Here is a 16,332-nt window from a genome sequence, read left to right as displayed (position 1 = left end):
GCCATGACCATAAAACGTGATGACTTCGACCCTAAAGCATATAACCCTGAGTTTAAGCGCCACTTCCTGTCGCCTAAGTACTGGGGCACGTGGTTAGGTGTTCTCTTATTTTTACCTTTATCATTAATGCCACTAAGTTTACAAAAGTGGTTGGCGAAAACCATTGCCAAAAAACTGTCTAAATCCCACAAAGGGCCAGCTCACCGAGCGAGGGTTAACTTTGAGCTGTGTTTTCCAGAAAAGTCGTTCCAAGAACGTGAAGCTTTGATAGAAAAAACACTCTACACAGCGGCCATGTTCTTTTTTCGCTTCGGGTTACTAAGTTTACGCTCACCAAAGTGGCTTCAGAACCGTTGCCAAATTCGCGGCCTAGACATTTTACGACAGCACATTGATAACAACGAAAATGTGATTTTAATGGTTCCCCACTCTTGGGCAATTGATGTGCCTGCTATCTTGCTCGCTTCAATGGGAATGCCAGTTTCTGCAATGGCGAAGAAACAAAAGAATGATGTTGCTGACTGGCTGATGCACAAGCAAAGAGTTCAATACGGTGGTCGTGTTTATGAACGCTCAGGTGGCATTAAGCCTTTTCTGAAATCCATTCGAGATGGCTATGTGGGGTATTATCTACCCGATCAAGATCACGGCCCAGAGCATAGTGTGTTCGTAGATTTCTTTGCTACACGTAAAGCAACGCTACCTGGTTTAGGCAAAATTGCGAAACTATCACGCTCAAAAGTACTGCCTCTATTTGCGTCGATGAACACTGAAGATGGTACGTTTGATATTGAGATTTTACCGGCGTTTGAGCTGGATAAAGGCGAAGAGCAAGACGCTCGTACCTGTAATGAAGCAATTGAATATTTTGTCGGTGATAAACCCGAACAATATATGTGGGTACTGCAGTTGCTGCACTCTCAAGAAGACGGCAATAACTATTACAATATCTTTAAGCCTAGATATGATACTGATTGGCAAGTAAATAAATGAAAAAGATTTTAATTATTGGCCCTGCGTGGGTCGGCGATATGGTAATGTCGCAATCGTTATATATCGTATTAAAGCAACGTCATCCAGATAGCCAAATTGACGTTATCGCTCCAGGATGGTGTAAACCGATTCTTGAGCGTATGCCAGAAATCCACCAAGCGATTGAAATGCCTATCGGTCATGGTGAATTTAACTTATTAGGCCGCAGGGAAATTGGTAAATCATTACGTGAAAAGCAATATGACCACGCCTATATCTTGCCTAAATCAGCGAAATCAGCACTGATCCCATGGTTTGCCAACATTCCTCTTCGTACTGGCTGGAAGGGAGAAATGCGCTATGGTTTATTGAATGACTTACGCCCCAACATGAAGTCTTTTCAATACATGGTAGAACGCTATGTAGCATTAGCTTATCCAAAAGCAGAGATGGTGGACTCCAACTCCCTTGGCGGGCTTGAAACCTTGCCCCGCCCACGCCTTGCAATCAACGCGGCTGAGCAACTAGCCACGATCAAAAAGTTCAACTTAGCCCAAGACCAAACAATTATTGGACTGTGCCCAGGAGCAGAGTTTGGTCCCGCAAAAAAATGGCCCGAAACACACTACGCTGAAGTTGCGACGCAAATGGCTCGATCTGGGCATCAAATCTGGTTGTTTGGTTCTCAAAAAGACTTAGAGACTTGTAACAATATCCGCGCACTTGTTCCGACGCAATTCCATGAGCACATTCATGTTCTAGCAGGCCAAACCAGCTTAATTGAAGCGGTCGACCTACTTGCTGCATGTAAGACTGTTGTCGCGAATGACTCCGGCTTAATGCATGTGGCGGCTGCAGTTGGTTGTAATGTTGTTGCCGTATATGGTTCAACATCACCGAAGTACACCCCCCCACTCGCAGAAAAAGTGGAGATTGTTCATACCGATATTGATTGTCGCCCTTGTTTCCAGCGTGAATGTCAATACAAACACCTTAAGTGCTTGACAGAACTTTCGCCTAAGCAAGTGCTAGATAGCATCCAAAAACTTGACGCCATTACGATAAGCTCATGTTAGTTCGTATTGTTTATACCTTACTGCTCGCTCTCGCGTCACCGCTGCTTTTATTTGGTTTGTACAAGAGCAAACCAAATAAGCCTAAGTTCGGCTCTCGCTGGAAAGAGCACTTCGGCATAACTCCCAAGCTAAAAAGCAACGACAAACCTATTTGGATACATGCCGTATCTGTTGGTGAAAGCATAGCAGCAACACCTTTAATCAAAGCCCTTAAGGAACAAAACCCCGAACAATCTATTCTAGTTACTACAACAACGAGTACGGGAGCTGAACAGATTGCTAAGTTGGGTGATTTAGTTGAACACCGCTATATGCCAATTGACTTTGGGTTCGCTATCAAAGGTTTTCTTAAAGCAGTACAACCAAAACAGATGTTGATCATTGAGACTGAGCTGTGGCCAAACACGCTTCACAATGTTCACAAAGCGGGTATCCCTATAACTGTCGTGAATGCGCGCCTATCTGAAAAATCATGCTGTAACTACACCAAAGTTCAACCTTTGTTTAACGTTATGTTGCCATGCCTAGCTCAAATCCTTTGTCAGACGGAGTCAGACGCAAACCGGTTTGAACGACTGGGTGTTGATAAAGACAAATTAGCCGTAACTGGCTCTATTAAGTTTGATATTCAAATATCAGAGCAAGTGAAACAGCAAGGACAGCAGCTTCGTGCTCAGCTTGGAAACGATCGTCCGATTTGGATTGCAGCTAGCACCCACAAAGGCGAGGACGAACAGGTATTAGATGCACATAAACAAGTTTTAAAGTCTCATCCAAATGCTTTACTCGTTTTGGTTCCTCGCCATCCAGAACGATTTGATGATGTATTCACGCTTTGCCAACAGCAAGGCTTTAGCACTGTTCGCCGTACTTCAATGCATGCAGTAGAGACAAATACTCAAGTCTATCTCGGCGATACAATGGGTGAGATGCTAACTTTGATGGGTGCAGCGGACATCTGCTTTATGGGGGGTAGCCTAGTTGGAGATAAGGTTGGTGGGCACAATGTTTTAGAGCCCGCAGCACTGGGAGTACCTGTAATCACGGGACCAAGCTATTACAACTTCCAAGATCTGGTTGCGAAAATGCTTCATAAGAAAGTTATCAAACTGATTGAGTCACCTAACGAGATGAGTCTAAAGGTTGAAGCTATGTTTCAAGATGCGTTAGCAAAAAGTGTAGTTCAAGAAAACCTCCTTAACTTTGTCAAAGATAATGTTGGTGCGCTAACTAAGACAATTAGATGTATTGAGAGTATAAAATGAAAGTTTTTGTTATTAACTTGAAACGCTCAGTTGATAGAAGAGTTCGCATGGAAAATGCACTCAACAAAGCCAACATACCATTCGAATTTATAGAAGCGATAGATTCCTCTGCGCCAGACTTTCTATACTCTGAACGTAGCAATGATGACCTTACTCGAAAACGATTTGGCTATAGGCTAGTTGAGAACGAAATTGCCTGCTTCTCTAGTCACCACCTAGCCTGGGAAAAGTGCTTGGAGGTAAACGAACCAATACTGGTTCTAGAAGATAACTGCGACTTATTACCTGAGTTTTTTGACGTGTTTTCACATTTCGACACATTAGCGGAACAATACGACTTTCTAAAACTTGCTGCAACCAAGCCTAAATCATTTAAAGTTATATCTTCAGTTAATAACAAACTTAATATTGTACGCTTCAACAAACGCACATGCGGTATTATGGGATATATTCTAACTCCACATGCAGCTTCCAAATTCATAAAAAACGCAACTCAGTTTATAGAACCTGTAGATGACTACATGGAAAAACCGTATAAACATGGTGTATCCACGCATGTTTTAAGGCCAGATACTGTCAAAAGAGCCGATATTCCATCAACAATTGGCAGTTCTCGAAAAGATAAATCTGGTATCACCGCATGGAATAAGCTCTATATAGAAATATTTAGGTTATACGAGCAACTTTCTGATTTTCTATATAACCTTGAGAATAAAAAATGAGTAATAACAATCCATTAGTCAGTATTATAGTTCCTATATATAATGTAGAAGAGTATTTACCTGAATGTCTAGATTCCGTCGTACAACAAACATATAGAAATATAGAAATAATTGCTATTATTGATGGTTCTCAAGATAATAGCATAAACATTGCTAAGCAATATCGAGATGAGGATCCTCGAATAAAAGTCATAGAGCAAACTAACCAAGGGCTATCAGCAGCGAGGAATACAGGGATAAAAAACTCTCGTGGAGATTTTTTGTTTTTTCTAGACTCAGACGACTGGTTAGAAAAAGATGCAATTGAAAAATTATTGTTGCATTCTACTGGATACGATATTGTTTCAGGAAGAGTAACTAAGTTTTATCAAGAAGATAAAAGATATGAAGACTATAGAAAGAGAAGAATTACAGGAAAATTAGATTTAGACAAAAAATTTTTCTCCCTAGAGTTCGTAGTTTGGAATAAATTGTATCGAAAAGAAGTGCTTGACAACATATGGTTCGTACCCGGATTAATTCATGAAGATGAAGAGTTTTATTGGCAGGTATTTACTAAAAAATTAAGAATCTACTCTATCTGTGACAATATCATATTTTATAGAATTAGAAAAAATTCTATCATGAATAGTAAAGTTAATGATGTTAATTACCAAAATAATTTTGTGAAAATCATTGACTCTGCATATTCTACTATGAAAGGCAGTAACAAACTCAAGTATAGTTTTTACAAAACAGCCATTAAATATTTAAGAAAGCTAAAAAATGAATCAATACCATATGAAAAATATGAAAAACATATAAAGTCAATGTACAACATTAGTGATTCATTTTTATTCAGAATAAAAATGAAAATATACAAAGTATTTAGTGGTTAATTATCGTTTCATATAGCCGGAGGAGCTATGAGTAGAAGTAGAAGAGAAAACAAGTGGCTTGAGATTATGGATAGCGCAAAATCTCAGCATAACCTTATTGCATCTCTGATAAACGGAAAGTCTATTGCTTATATAGACATACCGATACATTTTAATGTTGGGGATCTTCTTATATACCTTGGAACGGAAGAATTTTTTAAAGAACATGATATTAACGTTATATATCGTAGTGGTTGTGAAAACTTAGATTTTAAGAAGATTAAAGAAGCTGATGTCATAGTTTTACACGGTGGCGGTAACTTTGGAGATCTTTATAAAGTTCACCAAAATCTAAGAGAAAATATCATATCTAAATTCCCTACCAAAAGAATTATATGTCTTCCACAAACAATTTTTTTTGAAGATATATCAAATGAGGAGGCTAGCGCCAAACTTTTTTCTAAACATAAAGATTTCCACTTTATTACTCGCGATGAAAGAAGTTACGAAATCTCGAAAAAATTCACGAATAACTATCATTTGCTTCCTGATATGGCTCATAGTCTTCATCCGATGATCGAAAAAGAAGAACTTTGTGATGAACTTCCTCAACAACGACGAATTTTAAATCTGATTAGAAAAGATATTGAGTCACAAAATAATGACTTGAGACTACAAAAAAAAGGTTTTGACTGGGATGACCTTATTTCAATTTCAGATATTAATATCAAGAAAAAGTATTCATCGCTAGAAAAGTGGAAATTTAAACAAAAGAAAGCTAATGACCTTTGGTATAGACTATCAAAAGAGATAGTGTTTCGTTCAGAAAATTACTTTCATATGCATAATGAAGTTCATACTGATAGACTACACGGACTGATTTTTTCATGCTTATTAGGAAAAAATATACATCTCTTTGATAATTCCTATGGTAAAAACACCTCTTATTACAATAAGTGGCTTTTTGGCCTCCCTAATATAACCGTTTGTTCTAATAGTAAATAGAATTAAGGAGTATAGTTAATTACTTGATCAGCTATACTCCTACATTTAATTTTTATCAGAATATATATCATAGTATTCTTTCAAAAATTTAAAATCCTTTTCGTTCCAATTAATACTCTTACGAGAAAGCTCTTTATTAAATGAGCGCAGGAGTCTATTTAGATTTTGATCTTTCCAATCACCAGAAGTTTCAAAACGACACTTATCAAAATCGATAATCCATACCTTATCTTTGTCGTCGATCAAGATATTGTGGATATTCAAGTCGGTATGGTTAACGCCAACCTGATGCATCTTGGCAATTTCTTGCCCTATTTTCTGATACATTTCTGCCGATAAAGACTGTTCTTGCAAGATACTAACCAGATCTCTGGCGTTTGGGATTCGCTCACTTAATAAATCAGCTTGATAGAAGAGTCCTGACTTTACGGCTCTTGCTGCAATTGGACGAGGAACGTGCACCCCAGCCTCAATTAGCGCCAACAAAAGCTGAAACTCTTGCGCACAACGGGTGTTATCCCAGCCAGAGAACCAATAATGATCGTTAACCAACTTCCCAAACAAACCGCCACGACGGTAATGACGCAGTGCTGCTTGCATGTTCTCTAGTTGGATAAACCATGTCGTGCCTCGCCCCGTCGCACTGCCAACCACCTTGTCTAAGGACTGCCAGTATTCCGCATCAAATATCGGTTGGCTAGGGTCTGTAACGATCTCGTCATCAAACCAGATCATTTGGTTGTTGTTTTGATACTGTTGAGTCACGCGCTTACCCTCTAGCCTAAATATCGGCTGGCTAATATATACAACCAAGTAAATCCGGCGAACACCAATGCAACCATAACGGCAGCAGAGCCTATGTCTTTAGCTCGACCACTGAGTTCATGCCGCTCAATACCGATACGATCAACCACAGCCTCAATAGCTGAATTCACAAGCTCTACAATCAAGACTAACACCACGACCCCGATCATTAAGATACGCTCAACCATGCCGACATCCACTAACCAAGCCAAAATCACAGCGATACTCAACAGAGCCAACTCTTGTCGAATGGCAGCTTCATGCTTAAAAGCCGCTTTTAATCCTTGGATCGAATAACCCGTCGCTTTAACGATGCGCTTTAGCCCGGTATTACCCGGTTTGCCAGATTCTTGCGATTGATGCGGTGTTGTCTTTGACATTGCAGAACACTTATCAGTACTTAGCTATATTCGAGCAGTGTATTTTACATTTATTAGGGATGTCTGCATAATTTACCTGCCTCTATTCATCGAATCAGACAATAATTATGTTCACTTCTGCCCCATCGTCATTATGCATCTTGCGTTTGTCCGCTATTGGAGACGTTTGCAATACCATCGCCACCGTTCAAGCTATTCAGAAACACTGGCCTTCGACCCAGATTACTTGGATAACGGATAAACTTGAAGCCCAGTTATTAGCCGCCATTGATGGCGTAGAAGTGATTGTTTTTGATAAAAAAGCGGGACTCGATGGCTACAAATCGCTTTGGCGACAGCTGAAAGGCAGAGAGTTTGATGCGCTATTGCATATGCAGTACGCGATTCGAGCGAGTGTCGCGACGTTGGGTATTAAAGCAAAATACAAACTTGGTTTCTCTTCTGATAGAAGCCAAGATTTTCAGACGCTATTTACCAATGTCAAAGTGCCTTCCCCGCAATCTCTGCATGTCGCAGATGGCTTAATGGCCTTTGCCCATCAAATTGGGGTACCAAAGGCAGAACTGGACTGGGTACTTTCTTATTCAGACCACGACCAAGCTTGGGCAGAGTCTCATATTTCTCGTAATAAACCTAACCTGCTGATTGTGCCTGGTGCGAGCAAAGCTTATAAAAACTGGAACGCGGAAGGTTATGTGGATGTGATTCATCACGCCAGAGCAAAAGGCTGGAACGTGATTCTGGCAGGCAGCCCTGCTCAGGTAGAATTGGACCTGGCAGAGGCCATTCAATCTCGCTTGGAAGAACCATGTCTAAATTTAGTGGGGCAAAGCTCAATTCTGCAAATGCTTGCGTTAATAGATAAGGTTGAAATGGTCATCGCTCCCGATACCGGACCAGCACACATGGCGAATGCAATGAAAACACCAATCATCGGACTCTATGCACACCATAATCCGCTGCGAGTGGGACCTTACCGTTATCTAAAATACGTTGTCTCGGCTTATGAAGAAACGATCTTTGCGGAAACAGGCAAAAACAGTCACGAGTTAAGCTGGCGAACTCGCGCTAAAGATGAAACGGCAATGAACCGCATTACTAACTCTCAAGTAATGAGCATGTTCGATCAAGTCTTAGAAGATTTGTATCCTCAATACCAGTAAACTTACTGTCTTGATTTGTTAAGAAGGAAATGACCTTGTCCAAACCAACCTTAGCCGTTGCCTTAATTGTAAAAAATGAAGAGAAGCACTTACAAGCTTGTCTAGACACAGTAAAAGATTGGGTCGATGAGATTGTCCTTCTAGACTCGGGCAGCACTGATCGTACCGAAGAAATCGCCCGACAATACACAGATAAGTTTTACACCAACCTAGATTGGCCAGGATTCGGTAAACAACGCCAACTTGCGCAGCAATACGTTACGGCAGACTACGTTTTATGGCTTGATGCAGACGAACAAGTCACTCCAGAGCTAAAAGAAAGTATCTTACACGCGGTATCAGCCAATAAGCCGAACGTTTTATACAAACTTAATCGACTAAGCTCAGCGTTTGGTAAGTTCATCTACCATTCTGGTTGGTCTCCAGACTGGATTGTGCGCTTATATCGCACCGAATATACGCAATATAATGATTCGCTCGTTCATGAAAAAGTTGATGAGAAAAACTATCAAACTAAAAAACTGGATGGTCGACTGCATCACTACACTTACGAGCACCTTCATCATTACATCAATAAAACCACTGGCTACCTCAAGGCCTGGACGGATGAACGTGAAGGTAAAAAGAAAGCGGGTTTAACGACCGCTATCGTTCACGCTCTTGCGAGCTTTTTGAAGATGTATGTGCTCAAACGAGGCTTCCTTGATGGCAAGCATGGCTTTATTCTGGCTTGGCTAAGCATGCACTCTACTTTTGTAAAATATATCGATCTCTACTTACGTGAACAGGCAAAAAAATCATGAAAACGACTTTAATTATCACCACTTACAACTGGAAAGAAGCATTAAAAGCGGTGTTAGAAAGCGTGAAACGTCAAACCGTTTTGCCTGATGAAGTCATCGTTGCAGATGACGGTTCTCGAGACGATACCAAAGCAATGATCGACCAACTGCGTGACGGCTTTCCAGTACCACTTATTCATAGCTGGCACGAAGATAATGGCTTTCAACTTTCAATGAGCCGCAACCGTGCTATCGCAAAAGCATCAGGTGACTACCTCATCATGATTGATGGCGACATGGTGCTGTCCCAAACGTTTATTGAATCACATAAACAAGTCGCAAAACCAAATTGGTTTGTACAGGGTGGACGTGTGTTAACGGATGAAAGCTGCAGCAAGGCCATCATGGAAAACGGCTTAGTGCCTTCTATCTTCAGCAAAGGCATTCGCAATCGTAAAAACTGCATCACCAACGCTTTGCTATCGAAATGGTTCTCTTACGAGCGCAATAACGATAAAGCCACTCGCGGTTGCAACATGGCGTTTTGGCGACAAGATGTCATCGAAGTGAATGGCTTCAACCAAGATTTTGTTGGATGGGGACGCGAAGACAGCGAGTTTGTTCATCGCATGTTGAATGCGGGTAAGTCACGTCTTTACCTAAAATTCGCAGGTGTAGGCTACCACTTGTACCACGTAGAAAACTCTCGTGCGTCACTCGGACAAAATGACGAGATTTTAGAGAACACCATTAAAAACAAGCTTAAACGCTGTGAGAATGGTGTTGATCAATTTCTAGAAGCTTAAGATTATAAAAAAGGGGCGAAACGCCCCTTTTTTATTGTTGCTGAGATAAAACGAAGTACTTATCGGCAACCATCAATGAGATCAAACGCTCTTTACGTTTATCTTTGAACTGCTCAACCCACTGGTGCGCATTTTCAATGATCGCTAATGCTTCTTGCTCATTCGCTAGATAATAGTCCATCTTTTCGGGCAAATCCGAATAGTCATCCTTCACTTCAACATAGTGGACACCAGCCTCTAACTTACCTTCCATAAACCAAGTCTCATATTTTGGCTTTGACATAATAACCAAGGAGTTAGACGACATAGCCCACTTAAGGTTGGTGGCCACATCATTGCCTTCTATACACAACAAGAACTTGTATTGAAGTTGCTCCTCAATGCTCATAAAGCCTTTTTCCCAAGGCTGCCCTTCTACCGGGCGGGTCTGGCCAATGTTGCATTGCGGATGGTTGTAAAACGCATGAATCACCTTTTGACGATGCGGCTGAAAACCCACGCCGCGCCACGCTACCATGTCCTTTTTATCTTGATAGCGAACAGAATCATCAATAAATTTAAAATGACGAACTTGATTAAGTTTCAACACCACTGAATTTTGGTTGTTACCCAAAATAGGGCGGCTTTTTATAAAACTCGGTACATTGGGAATGTGTGTAACATCGCCGTTGATGTAGTTAAACGCAAAACTGGAAGGGAAATAGCGTACAACTTGGAGAAGATCGAAAAAATACGTCCAACCTTTCGTTTTTTTAAATGTATCGACTGTCGCGTAACTTTGTTCTCGGCTATCGACTGAAAACGGCGTTTCACACTTGTTGTAATAGTTCACCCGCTCAAGGCAGAGTTGCTTCTCGGCTTCAGTTAAATTCGAAAGTAAACGCTTTGCTTGTGCTCGATATACAAAACGAGGGATAAGTATCGAGAGAGCGTTTGAGAAATAATAAGGGAATTTACTGTCTTTCATTCAGTTTTTCCCCAATCGCGATGGCTACTGGCTTGGGAACGAACTGATCGATACTTCCGCCATGAATGGCCACTTCTCTCACGATAGTCGACGATAGAAACGCAAACTCTTCTTCAGGTGTCAAAAATACACTTTCGATACCTGGTAATAGCTTTCGGTACATGTTGGTCAGTCCAAACTCGTATTCAAAGTCTACCGTTGTTCGCAAACCACGAATAAGAACCTTAGCTTGCTCATCTCTCGTGAAATCCACTAATAACCCAGAGAACCCCTTTACCGTCACACCAGGTAAATGCGCTACAACGTCCTGCATCAGTGCAACGCGCTCTTCCAATGAAAACATGGTGTTCTTCGATGGGCTTGCGGCTACGCCAATCACAACCTCATCAAACATTTCGTGAGTACGTTCTATTAGATTGAGGTGACCATTAGTCACTGGATCAAAAGTGCCCGGATAAATGACTTTCATATAATTTACTAAGTTATTCGAAACTGATTGAATTATTGAGGCTCGAGCGCAAGATTACAACAACTTAAACTCTATATTAGTTCGTCTTACTTCTGACAATCATTACAGAAGAAGGTATTACGTTGGCCAATCTTTAGTTCTTGAAGTCGTTCGCCGCACTCTGGGCATGGCTCTCCGGCTTTTCCGTAAACTAGTAACTCTTGTGCAAAGTAACCCGGCTTTCCATCGGCTTGCGCAAAATCTTTCAGCGTAGTCCCACCTTGCGTAATGGCAATCTCAAGTGTCATTTTGATATTTTCAACAAGTAACCCCCACTCTTGAGAAGTCAGCTTACCTGCAGGCCTTGAAGGGTGAATTCGAGATTTAAACAACGACTCATTCGCGTAGATGTTCCCGACACCAACCACGACTTTGTTGTCCATGATGAACTGCTTGACGGCGACACGCTTATTTTTAGCTTTCTCCGCTACATATTCCGCATTGAACTCTTCAGTTAAAGGCTCAGGCCCCATGTTTGCTAGTACAGCATGTGACTCGCCAGGAGCACACCACAGCCATGCCCCAAAACGACGCGGATCGTTATAACGCAGTATTTTTCCACTGCTTAGTTTGAGATCCACATGATCGTGCTTTGCTGGCGGAAAGTCGGCATCTAGGACACGTAAAGACCCCGACATGCCCAAGTGAACAATGGCTGTACCTGTGTTTGTCTCGATCAGTAAGTATTTCGCGCGACGGCTAATCGCACGGATCACCTGCCCTTCCAATTTTTTAAGCTCTATAGGAATATCCCAGCGCAATTTAGGCGTTCGAAAAGTAAACGACTGGATCGTTTGTCCAACCATGTGGGGGCTAATTCCCATACGACTGACTTCAACTTCTGGCAACTCAGGCATTAGATTCTCCAATTCACCGGCTAATAGTTCTCGCTGCTAGCATAATCGAAAAGAAAAACGATAAATAGGGAAGCTTATTAGGGGTATAGACGCAAAAAGGCTTTACTCTGGCATAAGGTAGTTTTCATCGACGGAGATAGCGACCCATTTGTCTTGCCAGGTTTTAAATAGCCAGAAATCAGGTAAACGAAAGAAAGTCACCCGCTGCGGCTCTTCGAGATCTTGATACCAGACTTCTACCGTTTCAGGTGCCGTCAGGTTAGGTTTTAAGTGATCGTACTGTTCTGAGGTAAGCTCGGTCCCTTCCAATGATTGCCAACGTGATACAAGTTCACTGATCGGTGCGTCGACTTTGATGTTGGATTGCCATCGTCCATTATGCAGTTCGAACTCCCAGCCACTATAGTACAAAGACTCCACCGTATAGTCGGAGCGAAGTACATTTGGGTAGGGGTCTGCTTGGTCTGTTAATAGGTAAGTTTTGATCCACATCGGCGCATTTAAGATCACTATAAACGCGATAATGCCCAGAATAAGAATATTGTTCCATCGGCGGCGACGAGCCGGACTCACACGCATAACCATCTCTACTCTCTTATAGTTATGAGTAAACTACCAAAGAGTATTGAGCTTGACTAGAACAACGGTGTGCAAGTGTGTAGGGAAGTGGTAACTAAGCGGCAGAGAGCGATCAATCAAAAAATTCGAGTATAGAGTCGGACCAGTAAAATAACTTCGGCAGTACTTTATAATCCGATGACGTACTGAACCTTTTCTTCAGCACTTTTATTCAGGTAATAAAAAACCCAACTCGAAAGTTGGGTTTTTCAATTCATCAAAGAGACTGAAACCAATTATTTGATTTTTGCTTCTTTGTACATAACGTGCTGGCGAACTACTGGATCAAACTTTTTGATCTCAAATTTGCCTGGCATATTACGCTTGTTCTTATCAGTTGTGTAGAAGTGGCCTGTACCTGCAGAAGATACTAGACGGATTTTCTCACGAACGCCTTTCTTTGCCATTGCTTATTTCCTCTTAAACGTTTTCGCCACGTGCACGCATGTCTGCAAGAACAGTATCAATACCTTTCTTGTCGATGATGCGCATACCTTTAGCAGATAGACGTAGTTTAACAAAACGTTTTTCGCTCTCTACCCAGAAACGATGAGTTTGTAGGTTCGGCAGAAAACGACGCTTAGTAGCATTTCGTGCGTGTGAACGGTTGTTACCCGTTACTGGACGCTTACCAGTTACTTGGCATACTCGTGACATGAATGTCTTCTCCAAAATCGTTTCAGCTCGATATCAACCTTGGTGGCCGAACCTCTCTATCTCTCGAAAAGAAGTTAGAGGTTAAGAACCGCTATGGAAAATCCATACAAGGCTATCAAAGGTCGCGCATTATACTAACTTGATATGCATTGCTCAAGACCCGAACAGATCCTTTTTACAGGTTTTCGTGATCTTTTTTTAGACAGCAGATTTTTTTAGCAGTCCAAGCTGAATTCAGTTAAAAATTTAGTGGCGTGGATGATAGCAGATTTTTAGCAACTAACAACCTAAAAAACGCACAGTTATATCCAGCCTCTTTCAGCAAAAGAGACACTTTCCCCATCTCCGATAACGAAATGGTCCAAAATACGAATATCTACCAATGCTAATGCGTCGGTGAGACGCCTTGTAATCCTTCTGTCAGCTTGGCTCGGCTCAGCAACGCCTGAAGGATGATTGTGCGCCAAAATCAAAGCCGCCGCATTATGATGCAAAGCACGCTTGACGACTTCTCTCGGATACACCGACGCGGCATCCAACGTTCCTTCAAATAAAATTTCATCTTTTATCACTCGGTGCTGGTTATCGAGAAAAAGAATATAAAAAGCCTCTCTTTGCCGATCCCTTAAAATAGAAGAAAGATATAACTTAGTTTGGTCGGGGCTGGTTAAGGCGTCACCACGCTTTAGCGTTTCCGCTAAATAGCGCTGCGTCATTTCTAGTACCGCTTGCAACTGAACATACTTGGCTTGTCCCAACCCTTTATGACGACAAAACTCTTGCTCTGATGCTGAAAATAGTTGTCTTAGCGAACCAAAGTCTTGAATAAGGAAGTCTGCAAGTTCAATTACGTTCATTCCGTGGGTGCCCGTGCGCAAGAAAATAGCCAGTAGCTCAGCATCGGTTAATGCTTGCGGTCCTCGTTGCAGCAGCTTCTCCCTGGGCATGGACTCAGTTGGCATAGCTTTCAGTATCATCTGATGTCTCTTTATATGGAAAGTGCCCCTATTCCACAAAACAAAAAGCGAAAGTCGAGTGTGACTTTCGCTTTCTTCGTACCATCAGTGCTTTCAATGCAACTTAACAGTTCATCAGAGTTTAAAGTTGCCAACCAAGCCGTGAATTTCTGTTCCAGACTGTGATAGCTGCGTGCTGATTGACTCGGCATGCTGCAACGTCTCATTAATGTTGTTCACGATCTGTTGAATAGCCACTAAGTTTTGGTTGATGTCTTCTGCAACCGCACTTTGCTCTTCGGCGGCAGACGCGGTTTGAATACCCATATCTCGAATCGTACCGATAGAATGATGAACACCAGAAAGAGATTGCTGAATGAGCGCCGATTCTTCCGCCGTTTTTACACCTCGTTTTTGGCTCACCGACATTGTACTGACCGCTCTTGATACACCATTTTGTAGCTGCTTGAGCATGTCGCCAATTTCATGAGTACTATTTTGTGTACGACTGGCTAACGAGCGAACTTCATCCGCAACGACGGCAAACCCTCGGCCTTGCTCACCCGCTCTAGCCGCTTCAATCGCCGCATTTAGGGCCAACAAATTCGTTTGCTCGGCTATCTCGCCAATCACATCCAGCACTTTGGTTATTTTTTCGGTCTGTAAACTCAACTCAGAAATTGCATCTGACGTGCTATCTATCTCCGTCACGAGTTCGGTAATGCCTTCTATTGCTTGCTCGACCTCATGCTGAGCGGCGGTGACTTGACTGTTGGCATCCTCAATCGCCTGTGCAGTCGCATTGGTATTGCTCGCTACTTCTTTCGCTGTCATGCTCATTTGTGTCACCGCAGTCACGACTTTGTCCGTCTCTAAACAGTGATCCTGCATTTGACCGCTCGCTTGGCTGGTCTGAGTGTTCAGGCTTTGAGAAACGGTCTGTACTGTCGTCGCAGAGCGGTGGATATCCTGCATCAGTGGGTGCAGCTTATCCATAAACTCATTAAACGCGGCCGCCACTTCACCGACTTCATCCTGACTTTCGACTTTTAAACGAGCCGTTAAGTCACCGCCGCCTGCGGCTACATCTTTCAATGACGCCGCGACATGTTGTAATGGCTGAATGCCTTTCGACACCACGATACTGGTGAGAACACTGGTAATGATCAACCCAACAACGGAAATCAACACGGCAGATAACGTATGCTCTTTTAGCTCTTGAGTCTTTAACTCTCTGTGCATCGCAACTTGCTGGTCGATGTCATCAATATAAACACCAGTGCCTAAAACCCAGTCCCATTTCGATAAATATTCTGCATAGCCTAGCTTAGGCGCTTGTGCGTCAATGGTCGGTTTGTGCCACGAGAAATAGAGGAACCCATCCCCTTTTTGAGAAGCATCAATCAAGCCCGCGATAACTGCGACCCCATTTTCATCTTTTAAGTCGTAAAGGTTTTTACCCTCTAAAGAAGGTTTGATGGCATGTAACGTATTCACACCTTGAGAGTCGTAGGCAAAAAAGTAACCATCGCTTTCAAAGCGCATGGCTTTCAGAATTTCTTTTGCTGCCTCTTTATTACTTCCATTTACATCCGTGTCGTATAACGGTTTTATCGCCGTCACGCCCATCATCATGTAGGCTTGTAGCTCTTTCTTCTTCGTTTCGATGAGCTCTTGTCTGTCTCTTGCCAGCTCCGCTTCCAAACTTTTACTGCTGTTGATGTAATACACCACTGAGATCAACGTGGTGATCAACAACAGCGGAATTAGGGTTATCAGCAGCAATTTGTTTCGACTTTTCAACACCATGGTTTCCACTACCTCTTTTTCTTTTCAGACTTGCAAACTCCGCGCAACTTGTCTGTGAGGTAGGCGAGAATTTTCCCTTCCTCGGTCAGATTAATACTCTGGAGTTTGATGTGAATTATCTTCTCGTT

Annotated in this window: 19 protein-coding genes; 9 read left to right on the top strand and 10 right to left on the bottom strand. The window is 42.1% G+C overall.

Features of this window, described 5'->3' with window-relative positions; translation table 11 throughout:
• The first annotated feature begins 3 nt into the window (after positions 1 to 3).
• From lpxM to B7360_RS09725, 6 genes are read left to right on the top strand one after another with little or no spacing between them, the layout of a single operon-like run.
• Positions 4 to 993 carry a lauroyl-Kdo(2)-lipid IV(A) myristoyltransferase gene (gene lpxM / locus B7360_RS09750; RefSeq protein WP_085343407.1) on the top strand — a complete coding sequence of 330 codons (990 nt, stop codon included), beginning with the start codon at positions 4 to 6 and terminating at the stop codon, positions 991 to 993.
• Positions 990 to 2,048 (top strand): lipopolysaccharide heptosyltransferase II, encoded by a 1,059-nt coding sequence (waaF, locus tag B7360_RS09745; RefSeq protein WP_085343406.1) that lies wholly within the window; start codon positions 990 to 992, stop codon positions 2,046 to 2,048. Before lpxM ends, waaF begins: the two co-directional genes overlap by 4 nt.
• Positions 2,042 to 3,313, top strand: a complete 1,272-nt coding sequence (gene waaA / locus B7360_RS09740) for a lipid IV(A) 3-deoxy-D-manno-octulosonic acid transferase (protein WP_053807580.1) — start codon at positions 2,042 to 2,044, stop codon at positions 3,311 to 3,313. Before waaF ends, waaA begins: the two co-directional genes overlap by 7 nt.
• Entirely contained in the window at positions 3,310 to 4,035 is a 726-nt protein-coding gene (locus B7360_RS09735; protein ID WP_085343405.1) for a glycosyltransferase family 25 protein, read from the top strand. Before waaA ends, B7360_RS09735 begins: the two co-directional genes overlap by 4 nt.
• Positions 4,032 to 4,913, top strand: coding sequence for a glycosyltransferase (locus tag B7360_RS09730; protein WP_053807582.1), 882 nt, complete (start codon positions 4,032 to 4,034; stop codon positions 4,911 to 4,913). The genes B7360_RS09735 and B7360_RS09730 overlap by 4 nt, the downstream gene beginning before the upstream one ends.
• A gap of 27 nt (positions 4,914 to 4,940) precedes the next feature.
• The gene (locus B7360_RS09725; RefSeq protein WP_053807583.1) at positions 4,941 to 5,897 is read left to right on the top strand and encodes a polysaccharide pyruvyl transferase family protein; all 957 of its coding nucleotides are present in this window, start codon (positions 4,941 to 4,943) and stop codon (positions 5,895 to 5,897) included.
• 45 nt (positions 5,898 to 5,942) lie between these two features.
• On the opposite strand, the gene B7360_RS09720 is transcribed toward B7360_RS09725, so the two are convergent.
• A complete protein-coding gene (locus tag B7360_RS09720; RefSeq protein ID WP_085343404.1) occupies positions 5,943 to 6,662 on the bottom strand; it encodes a 3-deoxy-D-manno-octulosonic acid kinase in 720 nt (239 codons plus the stop codon).
• 11 nt (positions 6,663 to 6,673) lie between these two features.
• On the bottom strand, positions 6,674 to 7,081 hold the full coding sequence (locus B7360_RS09715; RefSeq protein WP_085343403.1) for a diacylglycerol kinase: 408 nt from the start codon (positions 7,079 to 7,081) through the stop codon (positions 6,674 to 6,676).
• Between the two features lie 107 nt (positions 7,082 to 7,188).
• Here B7360_RS09715 and B7360_RS09710 point away from each other — a divergent pair, with 107 nt between their 5' ends.
• Genes B7360_RS09710 through B7360_RS09700 form a run of 3 tightly spaced genes read left to right on the top strand, consistent with a single transcriptional unit; the run spans position 7,189 to position 9,832 of the window.
• Positions 7,189 to 8,244: a glycosyltransferase family 9 protein gene (locus B7360_RS09710; protein WP_085343402.1), complete on the top strand. Its 1,056-nt coding sequence runs from the start codon at positions 7,189 to 7,191 to the stop codon at positions 8,242 to 8,244.
• A 35-nt stretch (positions 8,245 to 8,279) separates the two neighbouring features.
• Positions 8,280 to 9,047 carry a glycosyltransferase family 2 protein gene (locus B7360_RS09705; protein ID WP_085343417.1) on the top strand — a complete coding sequence of 256 codons (768 nt, stop codon included), beginning with the start codon at positions 8,280 to 8,282 and terminating at the stop codon, positions 9,045 to 9,047.
• A complete protein-coding gene (locus tag B7360_RS09700) occupies positions 9,044 to 9,832 on the top strand; it encodes a glycosyltransferase family 2 protein (RefSeq protein WP_017634986.1) in 789 nt (262 codons plus the stop codon). Before B7360_RS09705 ends, B7360_RS09700 begins: the two co-directional genes overlap by 4 nt.
• Positions 9,833 to 9,863: 31 nt before the next feature.
• On the opposite strand, the gene B7360_RS09695 is transcribed toward B7360_RS09700, so the two are convergent.
• From B7360_RS09695 to B7360_RS09660, 8 genes are all read right to left on the bottom strand, one after another.
• Positions 9,864 to 10,799, bottom strand: coding sequence for a glycosyl transferase family 90 (locus B7360_RS09695; protein ID WP_085343401.1), 936 nt, complete (start codon positions 10,797 to 10,799; stop codon positions 9,864 to 9,866).
• Positions 10,786 to 11,268 carry a pantetheine-phosphate adenylyltransferase gene (gene coaD, locus B7360_RS09690; RefSeq protein WP_085343400.1) on the bottom strand — a complete coding sequence of 161 codons (483 nt, stop codon included), beginning with the start codon at positions 11,266 to 11,268 and terminating at the stop codon, positions 10,786 to 10,788. The genes B7360_RS09695 and coaD overlap by 14 nt, the downstream gene beginning before the upstream one ends.
• An 86-nt stretch (positions 11,269 to 11,354) precedes the next feature.
• Positions 11,355 to 12,164: a bifunctional DNA-formamidopyrimidine glycosylase/DNA-(apurinic or apyrimidinic site) lyase gene (mutM, locus tag B7360_RS09685; protein ID WP_047009422.1), complete on the bottom strand. Its 810-nt coding sequence runs from the start codon at positions 12,162 to 12,164 to the stop codon at positions 11,355 to 11,357.
• A 102-nt stretch (positions 12,165 to 12,266) separates the two neighbouring features.
• Positions 12,267 to 12,743 (bottom strand): hypothetical protein, encoded by a 477-nt coding sequence (locus B7360_RS09680; protein ID WP_085343416.1) that lies wholly within the window; start codon positions 12,741 to 12,743, stop codon positions 12,267 to 12,269.
• 275 nt (positions 12,744 to 13,018) lie between these two features.
• The gene (rpmG, locus tag B7360_RS09675) at positions 13,019 to 13,189 is read right to left on the bottom strand and encodes a 50S ribosomal protein L33 (RefSeq protein ID WP_004410866.1); all 171 of its coding nucleotides are present in this window, start codon (positions 13,187 to 13,189) and stop codon (positions 13,019 to 13,021) included.
• 13 nt (positions 13,190 to 13,202) lie between these two features.
• Positions 13,203 to 13,439 carry a 50S ribosomal protein L28 gene (rpmB, locus tag B7360_RS09670; RefSeq protein WP_005384783.1) on the bottom strand — a complete coding sequence of 79 codons (237 nt, stop codon included), beginning with the start codon at positions 13,437 to 13,439 and terminating at the stop codon, positions 13,203 to 13,205.
• Between the two features lie 302 nt (positions 13,440 to 13,741).
• Positions 13,742 to 14,416 carry a DNA repair protein RadC gene (gene radC / locus B7360_RS09665; protein WP_047009421.1) on the bottom strand — a complete coding sequence of 225 codons (675 nt, stop codon included), beginning with the start codon at positions 14,414 to 14,416 and terminating at the stop codon, positions 13,742 to 13,744.
• A gap of 114 nt (positions 14,417 to 14,530) precedes the next feature.
• The gene (locus B7360_RS09660; RefSeq protein WP_085343399.1) at positions 14,531 to 16,204 is read right to left on the bottom strand and encodes a methyl-accepting chemotaxis protein; all 1,674 of its coding nucleotides are present in this window, start codon (positions 16,202 to 16,204) and stop codon (positions 14,531 to 14,533) included.
• Between the last annotated feature and the right edge of the window lie 128 nt (positions 16,205 to 16,332).

The sequence above is a fragment of the Vibrio sp. ArtGut-C1 genome, from assembly GCF_002105475.1.
Classification (GTDB): Bacteria; Pseudomonadota; Gammaproteobacteria; order Enterobacterales; family Vibrionaceae; genus Vibrio; species Vibrio diabolicus.
This window is presented reverse-complemented; position numbering and strand designations above follow the sequence as displayed.